The sequence below is a fragment of the Pseudomonas sp. NUPR-002 genome (assembly GCF_056322725.1).
This window is the reverse complement of sequence record NZ_CM150476.1, coordinates 3,296,131-3,318,839: the sequence shown is the minus strand read 5'-3', so window position 1 is coordinate 3,318,839 and position 22,709 is coordinate 3,296,131. Positions and strand designations below refer to the sequence as shown.

The 22,709-nt window shown below is 61.8% G+C and carries 27 protein-coding genes and 2 riboswitches; of the genes, 16 read left to right on the top strand and 11 right to left on the bottom strand.

Annotated features, from left to right (window positions below):
- Positions 1–4 precede the first annotated feature (4 nt).
- The 15 genes from ACVWSC_RS15070 (at position 5) to ACVWSC_RS15000 (ending at position 11,903) form a co-directional block, all read left to right on the top strand.
- Positions 5–1,537: an ABC transporter substrate-binding protein gene (locus ACVWSC_RS15070; protein WP_442114308.1), complete on the top strand. Its 1,533-nt coding sequence runs from the start codon at positions 5–7 to the stop codon at positions 1,535–1,537.
- Entirely contained in the window at positions 1,534–2,178 is a 645-nt protein-coding gene (locus ACVWSC_RS15065; protein ID WP_442107348.1) for a SurA N-terminal domain-containing protein, read from the top strand. The genes ACVWSC_RS15070 and ACVWSC_RS15065 overlap by 4 nt, the downstream gene beginning before the upstream one ends.
- Positions 2,179–2,407: 229 nt before the next feature.
- Positions 2,408–2,938 carry a response regulator gene (locus ACVWSC_RS15060; RefSeq protein ID WP_442107346.1) on the top strand — a complete coding sequence of 177 codons (531 nt, stop codon included), beginning with the start codon at positions 2,408–2,410 and terminating at the stop codon, positions 2,936–2,938.
- 53 nt (positions 2,939–2,991) lie between these two features.
- Positions 2,992–4,695: a GspE/PulE family protein gene (locus ACVWSC_RS15055; protein ID WP_442107345.1), complete on the top strand. Its 1,704-nt coding sequence runs from the start codon at positions 2,992–2,994 to the stop codon at positions 4,693–4,695.
- Positions 4,676–5,464, top strand: a complete 789-nt coding sequence (locus ACVWSC_RS15050; RefSeq protein ID WP_442107343.1) for a hypothetical protein — start codon at positions 4,676–4,678, stop codon at positions 5,462–5,464. The genes ACVWSC_RS15055 and ACVWSC_RS15050 overlap by 20 nt, the downstream gene beginning before the upstream one ends.
- 1 nt (position 5,465) lies before the next feature.
- A complete protein-coding gene (locus ACVWSC_RS15045) occupies positions 5,466–6,008 on the top strand; it encodes a PilN domain-containing protein (RefSeq protein ID WP_442107341.1) in 543 nt (180 codons plus the stop codon).
- Positions 5,995–6,543 carry a type 4a pilus biogenesis protein PilO gene (pilO, locus tag ACVWSC_RS15040; protein ID WP_442107339.1) on the top strand — a complete coding sequence of 183 codons (549 nt, stop codon included), beginning with the start codon at positions 5,995–5,997 and terminating at the stop codon, positions 6,541–6,543. The genes ACVWSC_RS15045 and pilO overlap by 14 nt, the downstream gene beginning before the upstream one ends.
- Complete coding sequence (locus tag ACVWSC_RS15035; RefSeq protein WP_442107337.1) at positions 6,543–7,043, top strand: hypothetical protein; 501 nt, start codon at positions 6,543–6,545, stop codon at positions 7,041–7,043. The genes pilO and ACVWSC_RS15035 overlap by 1 nt, the downstream gene beginning before the upstream one ends.
- Positions 7,040–8,863, top strand: a complete 1,824-nt coding sequence (locus tag ACVWSC_RS15030; protein ID WP_442107335.1) for a secretin N-terminal domain-containing protein — start codon at positions 7,040–7,042, stop codon at positions 8,861–8,863. Before ACVWSC_RS15035 ends, ACVWSC_RS15030 begins: the two co-directional genes overlap by 4 nt.
- A 3-nt stretch (positions 8,864–8,866) precedes the next feature.
- Positions 8,867–9,340, top strand: a complete 474-nt coding sequence (locus tag ACVWSC_RS15025; protein WP_442107333.1) for a prepilin-type N-terminal cleavage/methylation domain-containing protein — start codon at positions 8,867–8,869, stop codon at positions 9,338–9,340.
- Positions 9,341–9,345: 5 nt separating this feature from the next.
- A complete protein-coding gene (locus tag ACVWSC_RS15020) occupies positions 9,346–9,720 on the top strand; it encodes a type II secretion system protein (protein WP_442107331.1) in 375 nt (124 codons plus the stop codon).
- Positions 9,695–10,225 carry a type II secretion system protein gene (locus ACVWSC_RS15015; RefSeq protein WP_442107329.1) on the top strand — a complete coding sequence of 177 codons (531 nt, stop codon included), beginning with the start codon at positions 9,695–9,697 and terminating at the stop codon, positions 10,223–10,225. Before ACVWSC_RS15020 ends, ACVWSC_RS15015 begins: the two co-directional genes overlap by 26 nt.
- On the top strand, positions 10,222–10,617 hold the full coding sequence (gene csgE / locus ACVWSC_RS15010) for a curli production assembly/transport protein CsgE (RefSeq protein WP_442107327.1): 396 nt from the start codon (positions 10,222–10,224) through the stop codon (positions 10,615–10,617). Before ACVWSC_RS15015 ends, csgE begins: the two co-directional genes overlap by 4 nt.
- A complete protein-coding gene (locus ACVWSC_RS15005; RefSeq protein WP_442107325.1) occupies positions 10,614–11,033 on the top strand; it encodes a curli assembly protein CsgF in 420 nt (139 codons plus the stop codon). Before csgE ends, ACVWSC_RS15005 begins: the two co-directional genes overlap by 4 nt.
- A 27-nt stretch (positions 11,034–11,060) precedes the next feature.
- Positions 11,061–11,903, top strand: a complete 843-nt coding sequence (locus ACVWSC_RS15000; protein WP_442107323.1) for a CsgG/HfaB family protein — start codon at positions 11,061–11,063, stop codon at positions 11,901–11,903.
- An 85-nt stretch (positions 11,904–11,988) separates the two neighbouring features.
- Here ACVWSC_RS15000 and ACVWSC_RS14995 read toward each other — a convergent pair whose 3' ends face one another.
- The 11 genes from ACVWSC_RS14995 to ACVWSC_RS14945 all read right to left on the bottom strand — a co-directional run bounded on the left by ACVWSC_RS14995 (position 11,989) and on the right by ACVWSC_RS14945 (position 21,009).
- Positions 11,989–12,222, bottom strand: coding sequence for a DUF1272 domain-containing protein (locus ACVWSC_RS14995; protein ID WP_442107321.1), 234 nt, complete (start codon positions 12,220–12,222; stop codon positions 11,989–11,991).
- 14 nt (positions 12,223–12,236) lie between these two features.
- Entirely contained in the window at positions 12,237–12,983 is a 747-nt protein-coding gene (cobM, locus tag ACVWSC_RS14990) for a precorrin-4 C(11)-methyltransferase (protein WP_442107319.1), read from the bottom strand.
- A 28-nt stretch (positions 12,984–13,011) separates the two neighbouring features.
- The gene (locus ACVWSC_RS14985; RefSeq protein ID WP_442107317.1) at positions 13,012–13,413 is read right to left on the bottom strand and encodes a cobalamin biosynthesis protein; all 402 of its coding nucleotides are present in this window, start codon (positions 13,411–13,413) and stop codon (positions 13,012–13,014) included.
- 5 nt (positions 13,414–13,418) lie between these two features.
- Positions 13,419–14,111 carry a CbtA family protein gene (locus ACVWSC_RS14980; RefSeq protein WP_442107315.1) on the bottom strand — a complete coding sequence of 231 codons (693 nt, stop codon included), beginning with the start codon at positions 14,109–14,111 and terminating at the stop codon, positions 13,419–13,421.
- A gap of 10 nt (positions 14,112–14,121) precedes the next feature.
- Positions 14,122–14,319 (bottom strand): CbtB domain-containing protein, encoded by a 198-nt coding sequence (locus tag ACVWSC_RS14975; RefSeq protein WP_442107313.1) that lies wholly within the window; start codon positions 14,317–14,319, stop codon positions 14,122–14,124.
- 118 nt (positions 14,320–14,437) lie between these two features.
- A riboswitch (cobalamin riboswitch) is annotated at positions 14,438–14,655 on the bottom strand.
- 34 nt (positions 14,656–14,689) lie between these two features.
- On the bottom strand, positions 14,690–15,031 hold the full coding sequence (locus ACVWSC_RS14970) for a hypothetical protein (protein ID WP_442107311.1): 342 nt from the start codon (positions 15,029–15,031) through the stop codon (positions 14,690–14,692).
- Positions 15,018–15,737, bottom strand: a complete 720-nt coding sequence (locus tag ACVWSC_RS14965) for an AzlC family ABC transporter permease (RefSeq protein ID WP_442107309.1) — start codon at positions 15,735–15,737, stop codon at positions 15,018–15,020. The genes ACVWSC_RS14970 and ACVWSC_RS14965 overlap by 14 nt, the downstream gene beginning before the upstream one ends.
- Positions 15,706–16,611 (bottom strand): sugar phosphate isomerase/epimerase family protein, encoded by a 906-nt coding sequence (locus tag ACVWSC_RS14960; RefSeq protein ID WP_442107307.1) that lies wholly within the window; start codon positions 16,609–16,611, stop codon positions 15,706–15,708. The genes ACVWSC_RS14965 and ACVWSC_RS14960 overlap by 32 nt, the downstream gene beginning before the upstream one ends.
- The gene (locus ACVWSC_RS14955) at positions 16,608–19,028 is read right to left on the bottom strand and encodes an ATP-grasp domain-containing protein (RefSeq protein WP_442107305.1); all 2,421 of its coding nucleotides are present in this window, start codon (positions 19,026–19,028) and stop codon (positions 16,608–16,610) included. The genes ACVWSC_RS14960 and ACVWSC_RS14955 overlap by 4 nt, the downstream gene beginning before the upstream one ends.
- Positions 19,025–20,302 carry a PLP-dependent aminotransferase family protein gene (locus tag ACVWSC_RS14950; protein ID WP_442107303.1) on the bottom strand — a complete coding sequence of 426 codons (1,278 nt, stop codon included), beginning with the start codon at positions 20,300–20,302 and terminating at the stop codon, positions 19,025–19,027. Before ACVWSC_RS14950 ends, ACVWSC_RS14955 begins: the two co-directional genes overlap by 4 nt.
- Positions 20,302–21,009, bottom strand: coding sequence for a 2OG-Fe dioxygenase family protein (locus ACVWSC_RS14945; protein WP_442107301.1), 708 nt, complete (start codon positions 21,007–21,009; stop codon positions 20,302–20,304). Before ACVWSC_RS14945 ends, ACVWSC_RS14950 begins: the two co-directional genes overlap by 1 nt.
- A gap of 338 nt (positions 21,010–21,347) precedes the next feature.
- Positions 21,348–21,544: riboswitch (cobalamin riboswitch) on the top strand.
- 95 nt (positions 21,545–21,639) lie between these two features.
- Between ACVWSC_RS14945 and cobW the strand changes: the two genes are divergently transcribed.
- Positions 21,640–22,707, top strand: coding sequence for a cobalamin biosynthesis protein CobW (gene cobW, locus ACVWSC_RS14940; RefSeq protein WP_442114307.1), 1,068 nt, complete (start codon positions 21,640–21,642; stop codon positions 22,705–22,707).
- Positions 22,708–22,709: the final 2 nt, after the last annotated feature.

Sequence of the window (22,709 nt, the reverse complement as noted above, 5' to 3'; positions counted from 1 at the left end):
CATGATGAGTTCACTGCGCGCCGCCTGCCTGCTGCTGATGCTGGCCATCAGCAGTCTCGCGCTGGGCCTGGAGCTGACACCGGCGGAACTGGCGGGCAAACGTTTGTATCGCGAGGGATTGTCGAGCAGTGATGCGCAGGTGTCGGCGCGGGTCGGCGCTGCCGACATGCTGGTACCCGCCAGTGTGGTGCCGTGCGGCAGTTGCCATGGTGCCGATGGCTTGGGGCGTGCCGAAGGCGGTGTGCGCCCGCCGGTACTCAGTTGGCAACGCCTGGTGGTCGGGCAGGGGCTGCGTCAGGTCAATGGCCGCAGCTACCCGGCCTACACCGAGTCCAGCCTGGCGCGAGCCATTCAAGAAGGCCGCGACCCGGCAGGCAATCAGTTGGACCCTGCCATGCCGCGCTTCGTGCTGAGCATGGCCGACCAGCGCAACCTCAATGCCTACCTCAAGCGTCTGGCCGATGACCGTGACCCCGGCGTGGAGGAGCGTACCTTGCGCCTGGGCACCTTGCTGCCTGCTGAAGGCAGCCTGGCGTCTTCGGCACGCATAGTGGCGGCGGTGCTTGAAGACCGTATCGCACAACTCAATCAGCAGGGCGGTATCCATGGCCGCCAATTGCAACTGATTAACCTCGATCCGGGGCCTGACCTGGTTAGCGCCGAACAGGCGCTGACGCAACTGCTCGAACAGGAACAGGTGTTTGCCTTGATTTCACCTTTGGCGCCAGCGCTTGACCCAGTGTTGGCGCAGCGCCTGGAGCAGGCGCGGGTGCCCTTGATTGGCGCGGCACCGGTGCTTTCGCGCAGCGCGCAGATTTTTGACCCATTACCGGGGCTGGATGACCAATTGCTGAGCCTGGCGGACTATGCCCAGCGCACGCTGACGCTGCAGCAGGCCGCTACCCGGATTGTTTACGCCGACCCGGCACAGACCGGCCTGGCGCAACACCTGGAGCAGCAGCTACTGCAGCGGGGCTGGGGCAATGTCAAAGCGCAGCCGCTGGGTGAGCAGGCGCCAGACGCGCAGGCGGTGTTCTTCCTGGGGCAGGCCGACGATTTCAGCCGTCTGACCGATCAACTGCAGCAGAGCCAGCGCACACCGTATCTGTTCGCCGCCGCCAATCAGGTCTCCAGCCAGTTGCCGCGGGTACCTGAGGCCTGGTCGCGACGGGTGTTTCTGGCCTATCCCTTTGTGCCCGGTGACTGGACCGCAGCCGGTAGCGAGGCGTTGAGCCAGATGCGCGCGCGCCAGGGCCTGGACGGCCGCCAAGGCGTGTTGCAAGTCAGCACCTGGTGCGCGGTGCAGTTGCTTGGGGACGCGCTTAAACAGGCGGGCCGTGATGCCAGCCGGGAAAAGCTCATGCAGGCCCTGGAAAGCCTGCACGACGTGCACACCGGGCTCACCCCGCCGTTGAATTTCGGCCCGGGGCGGCGTCAGGGGTTGGCCGGGGCGCATGTCGTGACCCTGGAAATGCCTGGCCCGGTGTTTTATCCGGTGGCGGCCTATCGTCCTGTCAGTGAAGGGGGTACACCATGAAACTACTGACATTGTTGCTGTGCCTGCTGGCGTTGCACGTGCAGGCTCAGGACGGCCCGGCGGCCGCGCAAGTCAACGGCGTGGCGATCAGCCAACTGCGCCTGGAGCGCTACTTTGCCGACTACCTGCAAGCACAGGGCAGGGCGCTGACCAGCATTCGCAACCCCAGCGTGTACAAGCGTTTGCGTGAGCAGGCACTCAGCGACCTGATCGACAAGGAACTGTTGTGGCAGGAAGCGCAGCGTCAGGGCATCAGCGTCGGTGACGACCAGGTTCAGGCGCAGATCGAGCAACTGCGCCAGGCCCTGGGCAATGCCAAGCCGTTCGAGCAGCGCCTGGCCGATGCCGGGTTTGACCGCGACAGCTTTGCCGATTACATCCGTCATGAACTGGCAGCCCAGCAGGTGTTCATGCAAGCCTCCCAGGTACCAGAGCCGGCCGTGGCCGAGGTGCGGGCGTTCTATCTGGCCAATGCCGATGCGTTAGCGCAGGTGCAGAACCAATCCGCTGCTGGCTCGGTCGAAAATGAACAGGGCATGGAACTGGCCAAACGTTTGCTGGTCGATCAACAACAGTCGCAGGCGCGTTTAGCCTTGCTGCAGCGTCTACGTGACGCCGGGCAGGTGCAGCGACTTGACTGACGACTATTCTGACCCCCAATGTTGGGGATACCAGTAGAGGCAAAACGCCATCCGGCCCCCAGGATTGGGGGAGAGGATATGGCCTATTTGCGTCTACGCTTAAAGAATCAACGACATAGCACATTGATGAGCGCCGTTACCGGTCTGGCACGAAGCATGCGTAAGCCTATACAAGGTCGCACTTCGGCAGACCGGGAAACCGGACCTGTGATGTTTCAAGGAGTCGACCTTGGTTAACACAATATTGGTAGTCGATGACGAACAGACCCTTGCGGGCAATATCCAGGCTTACCTGGAAGCGCAAGGCCTGAACGTCCATGTTGCCCACGACGGGGCCAGTGCCATCGGTGAAGCCGAACGCACCCAACCTGACGTGATAGTGCTCGACTTCCGCTTGCCCGACATGGAGGGGTTTCAGGTACTGGAGACCGTACGCAAGAGCAGGAACTGTCATTTCGTGCTGATCACCGCCCACCCGACCGCCGAGGTCCGTGAGCGTGCCACCCAGCTCGGTGTCAGTCATATCCTGTTCAAGCCTTTTCCGCTGGCGGAACTGGCCCGTGCAGTCAACGACCTGATGGGCATCAAGCGCGAAGACGGCAGTGAGGGCAACACGGACACAGGGTTTGTCGAGCGGCGCCAGAGCAGGAATGACAGTTTCCCCCTGCAGTTGTTCGACGGTAGTTGGGTTTTGGCAGATCGCCGACGAGGCGTCCGCAAGCCAGAACCAGACGAAGACCAACTGCTCACCGGGGAGTAATGCGCGAGCACAGCTGAACATGGCTTGCCGCGCTCCGCGCTGGAGAGCAAGTCATGGAAATCGTGTCGCTCGCTGTAGTCTCCACCCCGATCAGTGCCCCGGTACCCCTCGGCCGTGATCTCCTTGCTCAAGCACGTGCCAGCGCTGAGCAAAGCGGCGAACGCCTCCTCGATACCCTGCAACGTGCCAGCAACCTGAGCCCCGCCGAGTTTGTCGCACGCTTGGGCGCCACCCTGCATTACCCGGTCCTGGACAGCCACGCGCTGTTTGCCGCCACACCGCTGTTTGAGCGGGTCAGCCTGGCGCAGTGCCTGAAACGCGAGTTCCTCTTCCTCGAACACAATGGCCAGACCCTGGGCGTGTTCGCCGACCCCTTCGATCACGCACGCCTGGCCTGGATCGACGACTGCCTGCAAGGCGCGCCGCTGTACCTGGTCGACGCTGCGGACCTGGCCGGTTTTCTCGCCCGCCACGAAGAAAACTTTCATGCCGTCGATTCGCTGGAGACCGAAAGCGAAGCGGTCAATGAACTCGACACCCTGCAAAGCCTGTCGCTGGCCAGCATCAGCGAAGACCAGAGCCGGGTGGTGAAACTGGTCAACTCGACCCTGTACGACGCGCTGAAAATGCACGCCAGTGACATCCACCTGGGGGTGACCGGCAACGGCCTGGTCATCAAATACCGCATCGATGGCGTGCTCAACAGCATCAGCAAGGTCAGCGGTAGCGAGTTTGCCGACCAGGTCATCTCGCGGATCAAGGTGATGGCCGAGCTGGACATCGGCGAGAAGCGCGTGCCTCAGGATGGCCGCTTCAAAATCGGCATCAGCGCCCGCCAGATCGACTTTCGGGTGTCGATCATGCCAAGCATTTTCGGTGAAGACGCGGTGCTGCGGGTGCTCGACAAACAAGACCTGGCCGACCGCGTCAGTGGCGTGCAGTTGCAAGCCCTGGGCTTTGAAGAGCAGACCTTGCGCAGCCTGCGGCGCCTGGCCAACGAACCTTACGGCATGATCCTGGTGACCGGCCCGACCGGCAGCGGTAAAACCACCACCCTCTACGCCATGATCAGCGAGATCAACCATGGCGTAGACAAGATCATCACCATTGAAGACCCCGTGGAATACCAACTGCCCGGGGTGCTGCAGATCCCGGTCAACGAGAAGAAAGGCCTGACCTTCGCCCGCGGCCTGCGTTCGATCCTGCGCCACGACCCGGACAAAATCATGGTCGGTGAAATCCGTGATCCGGACACCGCCCAGATTGCCGTGCAATCGGCGCTGACCGGCCACCTGGTGTTCACCACCATCCACGCCAACAACGTCTTCGATGTGATCGGCCGTTTCAGCCAGATGCAGGTCGACCCCTACAGCTTTGTCTCGGCGCTCAACGCGGTGCTGGCCCAGCGCTTGATCCGCCTGGTCTGCCCGTCCTGCGCCAGCCCCAAACAGCCCACTGATGAAGAACTGAGCCTGTCCGGGCTGGAACCCTGGCAGGTCGGTGATTACCGCTTTGTGCACGGCAGTGGGTGCGGTCAGTGCCGGGGCAGCGGCTATCGCGGGCGTACCGCCATCGCCGAGTTGCTGCACCTGGACGACGAACTGCGGCAAATGATTGTTGAACGCCGGCCGCTGGCGCAGATCCGCGCTTTGGCCTGTCAACGCGGCCTGCGTCTGCTACGCAGTTCGGCACTGGAACTGGTGCGCGATGGCCGGACCACGCTGGAGGAGATCAATCGTGTCACATTTGTCGCCTGATCGCTTTATCGCCGTGCTCGGCGCCCAGGGTGTAGGCCTGTGCCAACGCCAGGGTAAAGATCAACACTGGCTGGGCAGCCTGGGCTTTATCGCCGAGCGCAGCCAGGCCGCCAACCTGGCCCTGGACACCCTGCACAGCCTGCTGGCGGAACAGCGCTGCAAAGGCGCCGAACTGCAGTTGCTGCTGTCGGCGCAGTATTGCCGCTTCTGCCTGGTGCCCTGGAGCGCGGCAATCAACCGCCCCGATGAACTGCACCACTATGCCCGGGCCTGCTTCGAGGCCCACTACGGGCAAAGCCTGGAGGGCTGGCGCCTGGTGGTGTCACCCGAGGCCGCCGGTGCCGCGCGGATTGCTACGGCGGTGCCGGAAGCCTTGCTGCAACGCCTGCACGACCACTGCCGCGACCTGGGCTTGCGCCTGCGTTCGGTGCGCCCGTACCTGATGGCTGCCTACAACCGCTTTGCCGAGCAACTGGGGCAACGTGATTTTCTCTTCGTACTCGCCGAACCGCAGCGCACGGTGTGCCTGCTGGCGCAGAACGGGGTGTGGCAGCAAATCAGCGCCCAGGGCGGTACTGACAGCGACGCCGCCCTGCAGGCGCTGATCGCCCGCCAGTGCGAACTCAACGCCCATGAAGGTGAGCTGCCGGTGTTCCTCCATGCGCCAGGCCGTCACGAGCAACCGCCGTCGCTGGCGGGCGTGCAGCTGTGCGAACTGGACGGCGATGCGGGCGATGTGTTGTGCCACATGACCCGAGCGGTGGCCTGACATGCGCCGCCTGGAACTGGATTTTCAGCCACGGCGCACGGCCCTGTCGGCCTGGGTGCTGTTGGCGGTCGGCGCCAGCCTGCTGGCCGGTGCCGTTGTCCTTGGCCAGCATTTCAACCAGCAACAGGCGGCGCTTGAACAGCAACTCGAAACACTCGAACGGCAACTGGGTAAGCGCCCTGAGCACACGGCGGCGCTGACCCCGGCACAGAGCCGCGAGCAAACCGAGAAACTGGCGCAGATGCGCAGCGTGTCGCAGCAATTGCAACGCCCGTGGGAGCGCTTGTTCGACATGCTCGAGGCCTTGCCACAAGACGACGTGGCGCTGCTGACCCTGACCCCCGATGCCCGCAAAGGTCAGGTGCGCATCAGTGCCGAAGCCCGCGACCTGGAAGCCATGCTCAGCTTTCACAAGCGTCTGGAGGCCAGCGGCGAACTGCGCGACGTATCACTGCTCAACCACGAAATCATGGCCAAGCAGCCTGAACACCCGGTGCAGTTCAACCTGTCCGCGACCTGGGAGATCGGCAATGCGCATCCATAGCCTGATACTGCATGAACGCGCCCGGCAGCTGGGAATCGCGGGCCTCGCGGGGACTGCTCTGGTACTGGTGGCGGTGCTGTACGGCGTCGCCGTGGTACTGCCGCAATGGCAGCACGTACAACAGCAACAGTTGCACAGCGAACAGGCACAAGCGCAGGTGCAGCAACTGAAAAAGGGCGACCTGAAGCTGCCGCAAGTGCCGCAACGTGAGCTGGAGGACTTCCACAAACAACTGCCGGCCCAGCCCCAGGCGACCGTTGCCATCGACCGTATCTACACCCTGGCCAAGGCCGAGCGCATCAGCCTGGCCCGTGGCGAATATGCCTTGGGGGTTGATCCCAAGACCCAGCTGGCGCGCTACCAGATTCTGTTGCCGGTGCGTGGCAGCTACCCGCAGATCCGCCGCTTCGTGCACGCGCTGCTCGGCCAGTTGCCGGCCCTGGTGCTCGAAGACGTTGACCTGCAGCGCAAGAAGATCGGTGACAGCGAACTCACCGGCCGCCTGCGTATGACCCTCTACCTGTCGAGGTCATGATGAACACTCAACGCCGCCTGGCCTGGCTGGCCTTCCTCGGATCTGCTGCCGCACTGGCGCTGGCTCCAGGCTACTTCTTCGATACGCAGCCTGCGGACAGCGACGCTGGCGTGACCGTTGCCAAGCAGGCAGCGCTGGCCAGCAGCGCCGCTGCTGAACAGACCGGCAAGGTTGCACCGCTGACCCTGCGCGACCTGTTCCCCAGCAAAAGCTGGAAACCGGCAGTGCAGATGGCCACGGTGACCGAACAACCGGTAGCCGTAGCGCCTGTCGCCGTGGCGCCCGCGGCCCCGGCCTTGCCGTTTCAGTTTGTTGGCCGTCTGGATGACCGTGACGATCAACAAGTGTTCCTGCAAAGCGGCGAAAAACTCTACGTCGTACGTCGCGGCGACGTGATTGATGACCTCTACCGGATCGAGCACATCTCCGCCACGGAGCTGAGCGTGGTCTACCTGCCGTTGCACTTGTCCCAGACTTTGTCTGTAGGGAGCGCACCATGATTTCGTCCAGGCACTGCAACAAGGCGCCCTTTGTGATGCTCGCACTCTGTGTCGCGCTGGCTGGTTGTGGAACCAGCGGCGTACGCAAGGACGGCCAGGCGCTGATCGCCGAAGGGCAATACGAAGCCGGTATCACCATGCTGGAAGACGCGCTGAAGGAGAACCCACGCGACACCGAACTGAACATCGCCGTGATCCAGGGCCGCCGTCAGTCCGTTGAAGCGCTGCTGACCCAGGCCGACAGCGACCGCAGCCGCCACGACTTTGCCGGGGCTCGCATGGGTTACGGCCGGGTGCTGACCCTGGAACCGAACAACCGCCGGGCTCAGGAAGCGGTGCGTCAGATCGAGCAGATCGACAACATCGGCGAACGTGTTGCCCTCGGTCAGGCGGCGTTGCGCCAGGGCGATCTGTTCGGCGCCGAGCGGCACATGCGCGAAGTGCTGATGCTCGACCCGCAGAACCAGGATGGCCTGGCCCTGCGCAAAGACATCGAGCTGGTGCAGAGCCGCACCGCTCAGCCTAACCCGCAACTGCGGACCAAGATGGAACGCCCGGTCACTCTGGAGTTTCGCGATGCCAACCTGAAAACCATCTTTGAAGTGTTGTCGCAGGTCGCCGGGCTCAACTTCATCTTCGACAAAGACCTGCGCCCGGACATGAAGGCCACCATCTTCGTACGCGACGTGCGCATCGAAGACGCCGTTGCGCTGTTGCTGGAACAGAACCAGTTGCACCAGAAAGTGGTGAACGACAACACCTTGCTGATCTACCCGGACTCGCCGCAGAAGACCAAGGACTATCAGGAACTGGTCATGCGCACCTTCTACCTGACCAGCATCGATTCGAACACCGCGCTGAACATGGTCAAGACCATGCTCAAAACCCGTGACGTGTTTGTCGATGAACGCCTCAACACCCTGACCATGCGTGACACCCCTGACGCGGTGCGCATGGCCGAGAAGCTGCTGCAGTCGCAGGACCAGTCCAACCCGGAAGTGGTACTGGAAGTAGAGGTGATGGAAGTGGCGCGTTCGCGCATCCTCGAACTCGGCCTGCAGTGGCCCAACACCTTCGGGGTACTCAACGAAGACGGCAAGGGCGTGACGACCCTCGATCAATTGCGTGGCATCGACTCCTCACGCATTTCCATCTCGCCTTCGCCACAAGCCAAGATCAACGCCCAGGACAACGACATCAATACCCTGGCCAGCCCGGTGATCCGTGTCAGTAACCGCGAGCAGGCGCGCATCCATATCGGTCAGCGGGTACCGATCGTCAGTGCCACGTCGGTGCCCTCGACCCAAGGGCCGGTGATCACCGAAAGCATCACTTACCTGGATGTCGGTCTTAAACTTGAAGTCACCCCGGTGGTGCACCTGAACAACGAAGTGGCGATCAAGGTTTCGCTGGAGGTCAGCAACGCCAAGCCGCTGGAACCCACCCGCCAGGGCACCATCCCGGTACAGGTCGACACCCGCAACGCGCAGACCAGCCTGCGCCTGCACGACGGCGAAACCCAGGTGCTGGCGGGTCTGGTGCGCAATGACGATGGCGCCAGCGGCAACAAGATTCCGTTTCTCGGCGACATCCCCGGCCTGGGCCGTCTGTTCGGCAGCAACCGCAACGACCGTAGCCAGTCGGAACTGGTGTTGTCGATCACCCCACGCATCGTGCGCAACCTGCCGTACCAGAGCCCTTCGGACATGGAGTTCCCGTCGGGCACCGAAACCAGCATGCAGATTCGCAACCAGCGAGGCCCGATCGAGGTTGACGATGAGCAGCCGCTGGCCGCCGTACCGACTGCAGTGAGGCCCTGAGCCATGAAACGCGCGATAGCAGGTTTCAGCCTGATCGAAGTGATGCTGACCCTGGCGCTGCTTGGGTTGCTGGCCTCGATTGCTGCGCCGCTCACCGAAACCCTGGTGCGCCGCGGCAAGGAGCAGGAGCTGAAAACCGCGCTGTACCAGATCCGCGATGCTATCGACGCGTACAAACGGGCGTTTGACGCCGGTTACATCGAAAAGTCGCTCAACGCCACTGGCTATCCGCCCAGCCTGAAGGTGCTGGTCGACGGTGTGCGTGACGTGCGCAGCGCCAAAGGTGCCAAGTTCTACTTCCTGCGGCGCATTCCCCACGACCCGCTGCTTAGCCGCAAGGCCGACGACGAGGGGGGCTGGGGGCTGCGTTCCTATGACAGTTCGGGGCAAAACCCGCGCGAAGGGGAGGACGTCTTCGATGTCTACTCCAAAGCGCCGGGCAAGGGCCTCAACGGCATCGCCTACGGGCAGTGGTGATCAGCATGCGACGCAACCAAGGCTTTACCCTGATCGAGTTGCTGGTGGTGATGGCGATCATTGCCACCTTAATGACCATCGCCATGCCGCGCTACTTCCAGAGCCTGGAAACGTCGCGTGAGGCTACGTTGCGCCAGAGCCTGGCGGTGATGCGCGAAGCGCTCGACCACTACTACGGTGACACCGGGCATTATCCCGAGTCGTTGGAGCAACTGGTCGAGCAACGTTACCTGCGCAATCCGCCATTGGACCCGATCACCGAGCGCCGTGACAGCTGGCAAGTGGTGGCACCGCCAGAAGGCGTGAGTGGCGCGGTGGCGGATATCAAGAGCGGTGCAACCGGGAGGGCGCGCGATGGCAGCCTCTATGCCGAGTGGTAGCGCCGATCAGGCAGGTTTCACCTACCTGGGGGTACTGTTGCTGATCGCCGTGACCGGCATCGCCCTGAGCTCGACCGTTACCCTGTGGTCAACCCAGGGCCTGCGCGATCGTGAGCGTGACCTGCTCTGGGTCGGTACCCAGTATGCCCAGGCACTGCGCAGCTATTACCGCGAGTCGCCGGGCCTGGCGCAATACCCGCAGACCCTCGACGAGCTGCTCGAAGACCCACGCTACCCCGGGATCAAGCGTCATCTGCGGCGCCTGTACCCCGACCCGATTACCGGCAGCGATGAATGGGGGCTGTTGCGCTCGATTGATGGCCGTATCACTGGGGTCTACAGCCAATCTGACCTGACACCGATGAAGCAGACCGGTTTCGCCGCGCAGTGGTCGGACTTTGATGGCCTGGAGCATTACTCCGATTGGCAGTTCGTGGCGGAAAAAGCCTTTTCCGAATCTGCCGCCAGTGGCACTAAAAGCCCGGCACAAGGAGCAGGGCAATGAACCGCCGCCTGGCCACCTGCGCCCTGGCCCTGGTGCTGTTGACCGGCACCGCGCGAGGCGGCGCCGAGGACGAGATGATGGGCTTTATCGTCGACAACACCATCTCGCACATCGGCCATGACTTCTATTACAGCTTCGCCGAGCGGCTGCGTGCCACCAGCCGTCTGGACTTCAACCTGGTGGTACGGGAGCGGCCGGATGCACGCTGGGGCAGCCTGGTAACGGTCGAGTTTGAACAACGCGTGATCTACCGGCGCTTTCTGCCACCCAACACCACAGAACTGAAGGACGCCGCATACGAGGCGGCTGACCTGGTCAAGGAGCAGATCATCCAGCGCAAGCTGCAGATGCTGCTGCAGGACACCACCGATCTTGAGAGGGACGAGCTATGAACAACAACAAAACCTCCCGCCTGGCCTCTCTGGTCTTGCTCACTGCCCTGTGCAGCCAGGCCAACGCCACTGAACTGGTGTACACCCCGGTCAACCCGGCCTTTGGCGGCAACCCGCTCAACGGTACCTGGCTGCTCAATAACGCCCAGGCGCAGAACGACCACGAAGACCCGGCCATCAAGGACCGTGCTTCGGCACTCGCCGGCACTTCAGCCCTGGAGCGCTTCACCAGCCAGTTGGAGTCGCGTTTGCTGTCGCAGCTGCTCAATAACATCAACAACGGCACCACCGGCAGCCTGCAGACTGATGCCTTCATCATCAACGTACTGGATGATTCCGGCGCGTTGACCATCCAGATTACCGACCGCGCAACCGGTGAAATATCAGAAGTTCTGGTCAATGGCCTGAACCCTTGAAAGGCCAGGAAATGGGGAGTGACAATCATGAAACGATTTCTGACCACACTGCTGATCCTGGCCACCTTGCAAGGCTGCAGCCTGCGCGAGCCAATGCCGGCTGAGCAAGACAGCGAAAGTCCGACGCTGACCCCGCGGGCCTCGACCTACTACGACCTGCTTAACATGCCGCGCCCTAAAGGCCGGTTGATGGCGGTGGTTTACGGTTTCCGTGACCAGACCGGGCAGTACAAACCGACCCCGGCCAGCTCATTCTCGACCAGCGTCACCCAAGGCGCGGCGAGCATGCTGATGGATGCCTTGCAGGCCAGCGGCTGGTTCGTGGTGCTGGAGCGTGAAGGGCTGCAGAACCTGCTGACCGAACGCAAAATCATCCGCGCCTCGCAGAAAAAACCGGATGCGCCGCTGAACATTCAAGGCGAACTGCCACCGTTGCAGGCGGCCAACCTGATGCTCGAGGGCGGCATCATTGCCTATGACACCAACGTACGCAGTGGGGGTGAGGGCGCGCGTTACCTGGGGATCGACATCTCCCGTGAGTACCGGGTCGACCAGGTCTCGGTCAACTTGCGGGCGGTGGACGTGCGCAGTGGGCAGGTGCTGGCCAACGTCATGACCAGCAAAACCATCTACTCGGTTGGGCGCAGCGCCGGGGTGTTCAAATTCATCGAGTTCAAGAAGCTGCTGGAAGCGGAAGTGGGCTACACCACCAACGAACCGGCCCAGCTGTGCGTGCTGTCGGCCATCGAAGCGGCCGTGGGGCACCTGCTGGCACAAGGCATCGAGCGGCGCTTGTGGCAAGTGGCCGACGATGGCAGCGGTGACAAAGCGACCCTGGACAAATACCTGAGCCAATACCAAACCCCATGACCCCGTGTAGGAGCGGGCTTGCCCCGCGATGCGATGTGACTGACCTATCGCTATCGCGGGGCAAGCCCGCTCCTACACAGTGCCTTTAGCAGTGTGGTTTGACGATGCGTGTAGTCGAGGCCGGGTACTTGACCAGCTTCTCCGCCGCCCGGGCAGGCCGTTTAACCAGCTCACCGCCACAGTTGGGGCACTGGCCTTGGAGCGTGCGCGCATTGCAGTCGGTGCAGAAGGTGCATTCGAACGAGCAAATCAACGCCTCCGGACTGTCACCGGGTAAGTCACGGCCACAGCATTCGCAGCACGGGCGCAGTTCAAGCATGATCCAGTTCTCCGTCAGGGACGATACAAATGAGCATGGCTGGCACGGTACAGCGCCGATTCGGCAAAACTGTCGCTGGCCAGTACGTGGCCAACCAGAATCAGTGCTGTGCGCCGAAAGCCTTTGGCCTGTACCTGCTGGACAATACCATCCAGGGTGTCGAGCACCCAGTCCTGGTCAGGCCAGGTCGCACGATGCACCACCGCGATCGGGCAATCACCGCCATAGTGCGGGCGCAGTTCTACGACGATTTTCTCAAGGTGCTTGACCCCCAAATGAATCGCCAGGGTGCTGCGGTGGCGGGCCAGGTCGGCCAGTTGCTCGCCAGGCGGCATCGGCGATTTGTCGCCGTAGCGGGTGAGGATCACGGTCTGGGCGATGTCGGGCAGGGTCAGTTCGCAGCCGAGCAGGGCGGCGCTGGCCGCCACGGCGGTAACCCCGGGCACGATTTCGTAAGGAATGCCCAGCTCGCGCAGGTAGCGGATCTGCTCGCCAATGGCGCCGTACAGACTCGGGTCACCGCTGTGAACCCGCGCGACATCCTGCCCCTGGTCGTGCGCTTGCTTGATGGCTTCAATGATCTGCGCCAAATGCAATTCAGCGCTGTTGATCACGGTGTGCGCGCGATGCCCTTCCAGCACGGCAGCGGGGACCAGCGAGCCTGCATAGATGATCACCGGGCAGCGATGGATCAAGCGCTGAGCCTTGACGGTAATCAGCTCGGGATCGCCCGGGCCGGCACCGATGAAATAGACAGTCATGCACAATCCTTGGGAAACAAAGGGCGGATTATCCGCTAAAGCCTGGGGCCGTGGCCAATGCCAGGCTGGCGTCGCTGCTCAAAGTGCGAGGCACCCGCAACTGCGCCGGGCCGGCGAGCTGCTCGGCCAGGGCCAGGGCGGCGCTTTCGGCAACGCCGTAGCAACCGCTGTGCTGGTAGGCAACCGCTGAACGATGGCTCAGCCAGGGCTCATAGGCGGCAAGTTGCGCGGCGCTGAAGAACACCAGGGGGAGCTTGAGCTGTTGGGCCAACTGCAGCAGCCCTGGCTCGTTGTGCTTGAGGTCGATACTGGCAAGGCCCACGACGCTGGCCAGTGGCAGGTCGTGAGCCTTGAGGGTGTGATGCAACAGGTTGCTCAGGGTCTTGACCGAGCAACCGCGTCGGCAACCCAGGCCGACGAACACCTGCATGTCGTTCAGGCCTGGCGTGGGCGACGGAACAACCAGGCGCTGATCAGGCCCAGGGCCAACCAGAACGCGGCGTTGGTCAACAGCGAAGCGACCTTGAACTCGGCTTCCAGCGCTTCGGGTGCCAACATTTCATGCACCTCAGGCTGTGGCGCGCCAATCACATGCGGCACCACCAGCAGCACAACCCCCAGTGCCTTGAACAGCCAGTGCCGGGCAAACACGATCAACGCCAGCCCCACTGCAGTTGCAGCGGCGGTACCCACCCACCAGGCCTGGCGCAGGGCCAGGTCAGCGGCGGCGGTTCCCGGCAGCTCCGCTGGCAGGCCCAGGGTCGGCGCCAGGCAGAACACGGCAAAGCCGCCCAGGCCCCAGAGTGCACCGCTGATCACGCTTTTCGGTGCGCGCAGGGTGTACAGCGCGGCAAGGATCAGGGCAAAGCCCACTGCAACCACCAGATTGCCGCCGGTGGTCGACAGCACACGCTGCCAGCCGTCTTCCGGCGCCCAGGCTTCACTGTCGTGGTGGTGATCGGCAGCCACGCGCGGGGCATGCTCATGCGCCTCAACGGCGGGCGCGGCGCTTTCATAGGTTTCCGCCTTGAGAATCAGCGGCGTCACCCACAAACTTTGCAGCAGGGTCAGCAGCAGGGCGGCCAACAGTCCGGTAAACCCGGCGGTACGGGCAATACGCTTGATCATTGCTGGCTACTCAGTGGCAGGGGAAAGCGGCGCTGTGGCGGGTATCGTGGGCGGCGTTGTGTACCGCTTCGATGCGCGAGAAACCGGCGAAGTAGACCAGGCACAGGCCCAGGATCGAGGCGCAGACCGCAGCCGTCAGGCGTTGGGCCAGGGTGGTGCTGACGGAAATGTTGTCTGTGTTGCTGCCGGTGCTGCTGATGATCGACATGGCGCTTCCCTCTGAAGTGTCAGCGGGTGGATAGAGCGCATGAAACCCCTGCGGGCCGGGCACGCAGAGGTTCGAACAGCGCCCGCCCACCGCGGGTTTGTTATGTTCTGTGGTGCTTGTGTGCACACTGTTGCGGGCCGGTCTCCGGGCTCGCGAGGGGGTGGCGTTGGCCTCCCGGCAAGCATCACCTTCCCATGCAACTGCACAGTGGATCTGACGCTTCGCTCGCTTACCGTTGCGGGGGCAGCACCGGACTGACATGGCTTGAACAACAAGCACATGGGCACCGGTTTCCCGTTTCACCCTGTGAAGGGCACCCGTAACAAGGTGTGTAGGAGAGCATGGGGGCTGGTTCCGCGTCAATTGACGATTAATACAGCACTGCCAGTGCATAGGTGCCCAGCGCATAGGCCCCCAGTGCGATGAGAAAGGTATAGTAGGACGGCAGACGGGTCAGGCTCAGCAACCAGGCCAGGACCACCGGCCCGAACCACACCGCACTCAATACCTGTTGGCTGGCCAACGGATACAACGCGCCCGCCAGCAAGCTGACCAGCATCGCCACGGAGGTGTACTTGCCCAGTCGCTCGATAAACGCCTGCGCGCCACCGGAAAGCCGCTGCACGTCCACCAGCAGTGGCAGCAGGCGGCAGACTACCGAGACCAGTGCGCAGATCAGCACATAACGCCAGAAGGTATCAGTCTCGGTCATAGGCATAACTCGTCAGTACGGTGACGCTGAGCACCAGCAGCAAACTGATCTGCCCCAGCCACAGCAGGCTTGCCACCGTGGCTAGCGCGGCGAGCCATTGGGCGTGAAAAATGTGGCGCTCACGTGCCATCTGGCCGAGCGAAGCGCTGATGAAGATCGCAATCACCACACTGACATGTTCCATCAGCGCTTCGGCGGCCAGGCCGGCGAAGCAATAGCCCGCTACCGTCCCGAGCAGGGCGGCGGCGTACAGCACGAAGCACACGGTGTTGGCGTAGGGGCGACTGATCGGCTGCTGCTGTTTGCGGATGCACATCAGGGTGAAGGCGGCATTGGCCATCACCGCTAACGCCGGGACAAACGCTTTTACCGGACCTTCAAGGCTGGGCTTCAGACTCAGGGTGAACACCAGAAAGCGCAGATTGATGCTCAGCGCCGCCAGTACAACAGCGGCGCTGTTCAACAGATGTGCCGGTGTCTCCAACAAGGTCAGTTGCAGCGGCGAGGCCATGACCAGACCGCTGAACACCACCAGCGCCGACAGGTCCAGACCGCTGCGCCGTCCGAGCATGCCGATCAGGCTGAAGGTCAGCAGCAGCGAGAACACGAACGGCAGGGCATCAGCGATGGCGCAGGCGATTTCGCGGCGTGGTGCTGCCACAGCGCGGCTGACGTCAACCGGCATGACGGCTGGTACACAGTTCATGCACGCCGGCCTTATAGGCCAGCGCCTTCTCCAGATAGTATTCGGTGGAGAAGCGTGGAATGAACTCTTCTACCACCGCCACCCCGCGATAGCCGTTACGGGCAAAGCGGTTGAGCACATCGCTCAGGCGCAGGTTGCCTTCGCCGAGCGGCAAGTGCTGATGATGGGTGTCGTTGAGGTCGGCGATGTGCAGGTGGCGGGTGATCGGCGCTAGCGCTTCGATAGCAGCGAACAGGCTGGGACCGTAAGGGAATAACGAGCACAGGTGAGTGACGTCGATGGTTAGGAAGCAGCCGGTCTGGGCATGAAATTGGACATGTTCTTCGACAGTGAACACCGGAAAACTCGGGCGTTGCCCCCCCATGTTCTCAAGGCACAGCGCGAGTGTGCCGGTATCACAGCGGTCGGTGACCTGGTTGATGGCGCTGATCAGGTTGGTCAGCAGCCCCTGATTATCCAGGTGGTCTCTGTAACCAGGGTGGAAGGTGACACTGCTGGCCCCGGCCTCGCGCGAAAACACCACGGCGGCGCTCAGGCAGTTCACCGCTTGGGCACGCTCGCCCGGATCGCTGGCACATAGGTTGTACTGACGGCCCCACCATCCGGCATGCACCGTCAGGGTGATAGAGTGCTGTTCGGTGAATTGACGGATTTGCCGAGCCAGCGTCAGGCGCTGATCGTCGCTCATTGACCAGAACACTGATTCGGCATCTTCGCCGATCTCGAACTCCACGGCATTGAAGTAACGGGCGAGATCGGTGATCGAGCCCAGAATGTCCGCCGGGTTGTCGTAGACGTTGGTGGAAAAGGCAATTGACGGGAAATTCGCGCTGATTGGGCCATCGAGGTAATACAGGTGGTCGTTGTGGGTCATTGCGCCTGTCCTTGGTGGATGAACGGTGGGTGGGAGATCACGCTGTTGAAGGAGGCCCGCTCGCGGTCGTCACGACAGCCCAGCAGCACATAACCATGGCGGTCGCCGGAGCATTGGATGGGACGGCCAAAGGACTCGGAGTGCAGGGTTGCCCGCAGGGCAAAAGGGTATTGCAGTAGTTGTGTGTGCAGCTGTGCCGGATCACAGCCTACAGCCGCTTCGATGAAGCGGATCGCCATTTGCTGGTAAGTGCCTGTTTGCGCGGGCAATGGGCAGCCGGTCATCGCGGTAATGGTCGCGGCCGCCAGATGGACACCCGTGGTTTTCCAGACCATTTCCCAGATCTGGTCGCCGCCGAAGCGGGTCTGGGTTTCGATGACATGCAGGCGTTGGCCATCGATCTTGATTTCGCTGTGCGCCGGGCCCCAGCGGTTGCCAATACGTTCGAGCAGCCACAGTACGGCGCTCTCGATCTGGCTGCGGTGGGCGTCGTCCAGGCACGCGGGGAAGTCATGCCCGGTTTCGATATAGCTCGGGGCGCCGCTGGTGTACTTTCGGGTGATGCCGAGGATCTGGTGTTGGCCGTCCAGACTCAGCGATTCAACGCTGTACTCCTCGCCGCTGACGAACGCTTCGATCAGGTTGTGTCCCGTCAATGGCAGAAGTTCGACGGCTTCGACGGTGTCGATGGCATAGACGCCCTGACTGCCGGAACCGCAGACAGGCTTGACGATCGCTGGGCCATGCTGGCGGACAAAGGCGCGGGCTTGCTCGCGACTGCTGATAGCCGCAGCCGGCAAGGCGTAGGGGCTGTTGTGCAACAGCTGGCGCAAGCGCAGTTTGTCGCGGCTGACTTCGACACTGTGCAGGCTGTTGTGGGTGATGCCTAGCTGCGCCCCCAACTGCGAGGCCGGCAGCAGGCCGGCTTCGCAAAACGAAACGACGGCAGCGAACGGCTGTTGTTGGTGTAGCCGTTCGATCGTGTCGCGGTAACTGTCCAGATCCGCGAGGTCGGATGTCATCACCAGGGTTGCGTGTTCACGCTGATAGTCGGTCAGCTGTGCAGGGTGCTGGACAAGGGTGAAGCAAAAGCGCTGCGCTGTGTCCCAGTCCAACCCCGAGTCGCGTCCTCCAATCAGCAGCACGTGTTTACCCTGAGTTGCTGCGGGCTTTTCGGCATACAGGTCACAGTCGGCGACGGCCAGCAGCGATTGGCGCAAGCTGGCGGTGTCATCTTGGTGGAACTCAATATACAGGTAATTCTGAAAGCCACTGCTGACCGGGCCGATGCGTTCGCCTGGCTGCACATAGGCATACCAACGCTGAAAGCCCGCTAGCATGCGCAGGCGTTCAAGCTGATGCAGGCCGTCGTAAGTGCGATCTGTGCGGGCAAACGGTGTGACGATGCCGAACGGGCGCAGCACGGCGCCAGCCTGAGGCAACGCCTGCCCGGACAGGGCGCGGTGATAGCAGACCTCCAGCGGCAATTGCCACGTCTGGCGGGTCACATGAATGCGGCTGCCGCCCGGACGCGCACCGACCTCCAGCACTTTCGGCCCGCGGGCAGTCAGGATGAACTCGACATGGGCAAAGGTGCCTTTGAGCCCCAAGGCATTCACTGCATCGTGGGCCAGTTGATGGCAGCGCTGCTTCAGGTCCAGGTCAGGCTCGAGCAGCGAAGGGCTGTAGCGGGCGAAGTGATGAAAATCGCCGCGTCCCATGTCCACTCCGGTGATCACATCAACAATCGGGAAGCTGCTGATCGAACCGTCAGGGCTGATGGCACAATCAATCGAATGGTTCGAGCCTTGCAGGTACTCCTCCAGCAGCAACTGATCCGAGCTCAGGTGTTTACCGGCTACATAACGCTGCAGTGCCGGCCATTCATTGCAGCTGTACGCCAGCAACTCTTCAGCGTTATGGATGCAGCGTACAAACAGGCTGCTGTAGAGGTTCGCCGGTTTGAGGATGAACGGGTAGGGCAGCGCGTGCGGGCGGCCGAGCAGATCCTCGATCTGCACGTGCTGAGAAACCACCTGCAGGTCTGGGTTGCTCGATTGCTCGAAACATCGACGTTGCAAGGCTTTGTCCAGGGTGTTTTCGACGTTGCGATGCAGATGGGCCAAGGCTGGGAGTGCCGAGCACAGCCTGGCGGTGATTGCTACATAGCCTTCACGGAAATTCAGCACACTGGTGAACGCATGCTCGTCCAACAACTGTTGCGTCAGCTTGACCAGCTCAGCGCTCAGCCCTTTGGAAAAGTCGTACTTCGCCGTGGCAGGCAGCAGTGCTGGGTTGGCAATCTTGGCGGTTGTGCTGGTGTCGGCAATCAGCACGGGGGTGATGCCTTCGGCAATCAGTCCTTCATACTCTCCGTCGCGTATGTTGCCGATAATCAGGCAGCCAGGTGCGCTCATGGCTGCACCTGCTGATCAAAGCTGTAATGCACCCGGTTCAGGCGCTGGCAAATGTGCGCCAGGCGATGACGGTCGGCAGGGTCAATGCTGTTGCTCAACACGTTGCCGACAATGGCTGCGAGGGCGTCCAGGTCCTGACCGCTGATACCCAGGCGGGTGATTTCCTGAACCCCGAAACGCAAGCACTCGCGGCTGCCGATGCGTTTGTTGTTGACCCGTATCCCCAGCTCGTTGAGCTGTTGTGCGGCCTGATCGCAGCGAGCGCCTTCGAGCAGCAGCAGATGGGTGTCGGTGGGCTGTACGGTCCAGCCGGGAACGTCCGCCAGCGCGCCTTGCAAGCGTCGGGCATTGCTGCACATGCGTTGGGCGTAGGCCTTGCCGTAGTGGTGCATTTCCACCAGGGTCATGAACAGTTGCAGCAGGCTTGGCAGGTTGGGCGAGGACACCAGGCCCGCGCTGATCGACTGCTCGATTTGCTGCGCCAGGTCGGCGCGCCGACAGACAATCAACGCCCGGTGTGGACCGGGCAGTGACTTGTGGGTATTGCCCTGCAGAATGTCCGCACCTTCATCGAGCGGGTTGGCAAAGGTTTGGCCGGCGATCAGGCCGAGGGTATGGGAAGCGTCGTAAATGATCAGGGTGCGCCTGAAACCGTGGCGGTCGAGCAGCTCGCGCAACGGTCTGATGGCGATCACAGCGGTTGTCAGGCCGTGATCGAGCAACACCGCCGCAGGTTGGTGGCCCAGCCCGTGAAGCTGTTCGTCGAACCCGGCCAGATCGATCTGGCCGTGGTTATCCAGGCGCAAAAAGCGGCTGCGCCTGCCGATGTTGTGCACCATTGGCCGACTGGCGAAATGCCCGCCGCACGCTGGCGCCAGGGAGAAAACCGTGTCGCCGGGGTTGGTGAGGGTGGCCAGCACGCTCAGCGTGCAATGAACGCCGGAAAGCACTCGGTACTCCACGAACGCGGCGTTGAACATCGACTGTGTAGCCTCGGTGGCCAGGGCCTTGAGCTCATCGACCTCGGGAAAATGTTCGACATGCATGCCGTTGAACTCAGCCGCGTAATGGTGTCCCGTCGCAGTTTCCGCGTTGAATAAATAGCGGTCGTAATGACGGTTTTGTCCGAGTGTTCGTGCGGTTTCAGACAGTATGTTTTCATTGGCGGTAAGTGAAAGTGTTGTGTGGCGCCTGACAAGTGCCTGATTGAACTGTTCGATAATATAGTTGTACGTGCTGGGGCAGGTGGCGGCTAAAGAAGCTGAACCTTTCATCAGTGGTTTATCCTGTCGAAATCGATAATCAACATGTCACGCCAACCCTGTTGTGCGCCTTTAAACGTTTGCAGTGGGGAAACTTCATGCAAGAGTGCGCGATCATTCAACACGATTGTTTCCATGTAACGGGTCAGCGTTGCACTGAATACAAGTTCTGCGTGTTCGCGGTATATTCGGCTTTCACCTCCTGTGACTGACTCGCGTTTGATCAGGTGCTGAAAAACGAAGTCATGCCCGTCGCGGTGACGACCTTCGGGTGTAGCCTGGCCTTGATTGTGTGGGTCGCAAAGGGTTCTGAACTGGTGACAGGTCACCTGCCAGTCGTGCGGCCCAACGGTGAAGTCCATCAACGTCAGGTCGGCGGCCAGCAAGGCCATGAGCACCGGCGAACCAGTGAATTCCGGCTCGCTGCGCGCATAGATACGCTCGAGCCCACCCAGCAGCGGGTTGTCGGTTGCGGATTGGTAGAAGCGACAATCGTCGAGGGGCTTCCAGCGTCTTTCTCGCTGAAGATACTCGAACTTGCAGATTCTGCGCTTGCGGATACCGTGTTGCGCACCTAAATAAGCGTCCGCTTCTAACCTGTCCCAGCTGGCATTGAATGCATCACAGGTTTCGCCGCCCAGTTGCGTAACGGGTAGCGCCGGATACTGGAGGCAACTGACATACTGATACGCTTTCAGCTGCATGGAAAGTTCAAGCATTACGGCATTGTCCGAATGCCGTAGAGCTGTGTTAGCGCTCATGTGAAAATCACACTTATTGGGGTGTTTTGGTAATGCTCAGGCATACAAGAGTTCCTTTCTTGTGTGGCTGGTTGCTTGGTGGTAATCATGCTTGTCGCGTTTCTTTGAATTATCAAATCGGTATTTGTAATTCTATGTTGCTGAGTTGTTTGTCTGTAGGGTTGTGAGTTTGTGTATAAACAGGAAATAACTTACAAGTTACGCTATTGCTTTAAACATGTTTGTTTGAGGCTGCAGGCTGCGGTTTGTCGCGTTGACATTAAGGCTCCAGGCATTGACCCGCCTCGCGTGCATGCGTAGCCTTGCGCCTTCGAGGTTCTTCGGCGTTGGCCGAAGCTAAGACGGGAACGCGGTTAAAGCCGCGGCTGCCCCCGCAACTGTAAGCATTGAACGGTTCGACACAGCCACTGCATCGCTGCGGGAAGGCGTCGTTCAACTGGCCAACGGCCAGTAGCATGCAAGCCAGGAGACCTGCCTCGAACCGTTTTCGACATCAACCGGGCGGGGTGATCCGGTGGCGAACGCGCCCAGGCAATACAGCCTGTGGCTCTCGTCGCGCATGCCCGCCATCCTGCCAAGGGCATCCGCATGAAAACACTGGCCAAACTTCCCGTCACGATCGTTACCGGCTTCCTCGGCTCGGGCAAAACCACACTGCTGCGGCACATGCTCGACAACGCGCAGGGGCGCCGCATTGCGGTGATCGTCAACGAATTCGGTGAGCTGGGTATCGATGGCGAAATTCTCAAGCAGTGCAGCATCGGTTGCACTGAAGAAGAGGCCAGTGGCCGTGTCTACGAACTGGCCAATGGCTGCCTGTGCTGCACCGTGCAGGAAGAGTTCTTCCCGGTGATGCGTGAGCTGGTGGCGCGGCGCGGTGATCTGGACCACATCCTTATCGAGACCAGCGGTCTGGCGCTGCCCAAACCACTGGTACAGGCCTTCCAGTGGCCAGAAATCCGCAACGCCTGCACCGTTGACGCAGTGATCACCGTTGTCGACAGTCCGGCGGTGGCCGCCGGTACCTTCGCCGCCTACCCGGAGCAGGTCGATGCGCAGCGCAAACTCGACCCTAACCTGGACCACGAGTCGCCGCTGCATGAGCTGTTTGCCGACCAGTTGGCCAGTGCCGACCTGGTTGTACTGAACAAGGCCGACCTGATCGCTGCCGACGACCTGGCCAAGGTGCGCGCCGAAGTCGAGGAAGAACTGCCGCCAGCGGTCAAAGTCATCGAGGCCAGCAGTGGCCGCCTGCCGCTGGAGGTGTTGCTGGGCCTGGGCGCTGAGTCCGAAGCGCACATTGATGGCCGTCGTACCCACCACGACAGCCACCATGATGGTGACGATCACGACGATCATGACCACGATGCCTTCGATTCGATCTCCATCGAGCTGCCTGAAGCCGACGACAGCCTGCTGCTCGACGCCCTGACGCAACTGGTGGTGCAGCATGGCATTCTGCGGGTCAAAGGCTTTGCCGCGATTCCGGGTAAACCCATGCGTTTGTTGATTCAAGGCGTGGGCACGCGGTTCGATAAACACTTCGATCGCGCCTGGCGTAGCGAAGAGCCGCGCATCACGCGCCTGGTGCTGATTGGCCAGGAGCTCGATGCCGCTGCGCTGGAAGCGAGCCTGCGCGCTGCCCTGGGCGCCTGACC

Excerpts from the sequence above, each read along its gene's own strand:
- csgE (WP_442107327.1), top strand. The coding sequence starts at position 10,222 with ATGAACCGCCGCCTGGCCACCTGCGCCCTGGCCCTGGTGCTGTTGACC.
- ACVWSC_RS15030 (WP_442107335.1), top strand. The coding sequence starts at position 7,040 with ATGATTTCGTCCAGGCACTGCAACAAGGCGCCCTTTGTGATGCTCGCA.
- ACVWSC_RS15000 (WP_442107323.1), top strand. The coding sequence starts at position 11,061 with ATGAAACGATTTCTGACCACACTGCTGATCCTGGCCACCTTGCAAGGC.
- ACVWSC_RS14985 (WP_442107317.1), bottom strand. The coding sequence starts at position 13,413 with ATGCAGGTGTTCGTCGGCCTGGGTTGCCGACGCGGTTGCTCGGTCAAG.
- ACVWSC_RS14965 (WP_442107309.1), bottom strand. The coding sequence starts at position 15,737 with ATGAACTGTGTACCAGCCGTCATGCCGGTTGACGTCAGCCGCGCTGTG.
- ACVWSC_RS14980 (WP_442107315.1), bottom strand. The coding sequence starts at position 14,111 with ATGATCAAGCGTATTGCCCGTACCGCCGGGTTTACCGGACTGTTGGCC.
- ACVWSC_RS14995 (WP_442107321.1), bottom strand. The coding sequence starts at position 12,222 with ATGCTTGAACTGCGCCCGTGCTGCGAATGCTGTGGCCGTGACTTACCC.
- ACVWSC_RS15035 (WP_442107337.1), top strand. The coding sequence starts at position 6,543 with ATGAACACTCAACGCCGCCTGGCCTGGCTGGCCTTCCTCGGATCTGCT.
- ACVWSC_RS15055 (WP_442107345.1), top strand. The coding sequence starts at position 2,992 with ATGGAAATCGTGTCGCTCGCTGTAGTCTCCACCCCGATCAGTGCCCCG.
- ACVWSC_RS15020 (WP_442107331.1), top strand. The coding sequence starts at position 9,346 with ATGCGACGCAACCAAGGCTTTACCCTGATCGAGTTGCTGGTGGTGATG.
- ACVWSC_RS14945 (WP_442107301.1), bottom strand. The coding sequence starts at position 21,009 with ATGCTTGAACTTTCCATGCAGCTGAAAGCGTATCAGTATGTCAGTTGC.
- ACVWSC_RS15065 (WP_442107348.1), top strand. The coding sequence starts at position 1,534 with ATGAAACTACTGACATTGTTGCTGTGCCTGCTGGCGTTGCACGTGCAG.
- ACVWSC_RS14970 (WP_442107311.1), bottom strand. The coding sequence starts at position 15,031 with ATGACCGAGACTGATACCTTCTGGCGTTATGTGCTGATCTGCGCACTG.
- cobM (WP_442107319.1), bottom strand. The coding sequence starts at position 12,983 with ATGACTGTCTATTTCATCGGTGCCGGCCCGGGCGATCCCGAGCTGATT.
- cobW (WP_442114307.1), top strand. The coding sequence starts at position 21,640 with ATGAAAACACTGGCCAAACTTCCCGTCACGATCGTTACCGGCTTCCTC.
- ACVWSC_RS14955 (WP_442107305.1), bottom strand. The coding sequence starts at position 19,028 with ATGAGCGCACCTGGCTGCCTGATTATCGGCAACATACGCGACGGAGAG.
- ACVWSC_RS15015 (WP_442107329.1), top strand. The coding sequence starts at position 9,695 with ATGGCAGCCTCTATGCCGAGTGGTAGCGCCGATCAGGCAGGTTTCACC.
- ACVWSC_RS15005 (WP_442107325.1), top strand. The coding sequence starts at position 10,614 with ATGAACAACAACAAAACCTCCCGCCTGGCCTCTCTGGTCTTGCTCACT.
- ACVWSC_RS14960 (WP_442107307.1), bottom strand. The coding sequence starts at position 16,611 with ATGACCCACAACGACCACCTGTATTACCTCGATGGCCCAATCAGCGCG.
- ACVWSC_RS15025 (WP_442107333.1), top strand. The coding sequence starts at position 8,867 with ATGAAACGCGCGATAGCAGGTTTCAGCCTGATCGAAGTGATGCTGACC.
- ACVWSC_RS14950 (WP_442107303.1), bottom strand. The coding sequence starts at position 20,302 with ATGAAAGGTTCAGCTTCTTTAGCCGCCACCTGCCCCAGCACGTACAAC.
- ACVWSC_RS15070 (WP_442114308.1), top strand. The coding sequence starts at position 5 with ATGAGTTCACTGCGCGCCGCCTGCCTGCTGCTGATGCTGGCCATCAGC.
- ACVWSC_RS14975 (WP_442107313.1), bottom strand. The coding sequence starts at position 14,319 with ATGTCGATCATCAGCAGCACCGGCAGCAACACAGACAACATTTCCGTC.
- pilO (WP_442107339.1), top strand. The coding sequence starts at position 5,995 with ATGCGCATCCATAGCCTGATACTGCATGAACGCGCCCGGCAGCTGGGA.
- ACVWSC_RS15045 (WP_442107341.1), top strand. The coding sequence starts at position 5,466 with ATGCGCCGCCTGGAACTGGATTTTCAGCCACGGCGCACGGCCCTGTCG.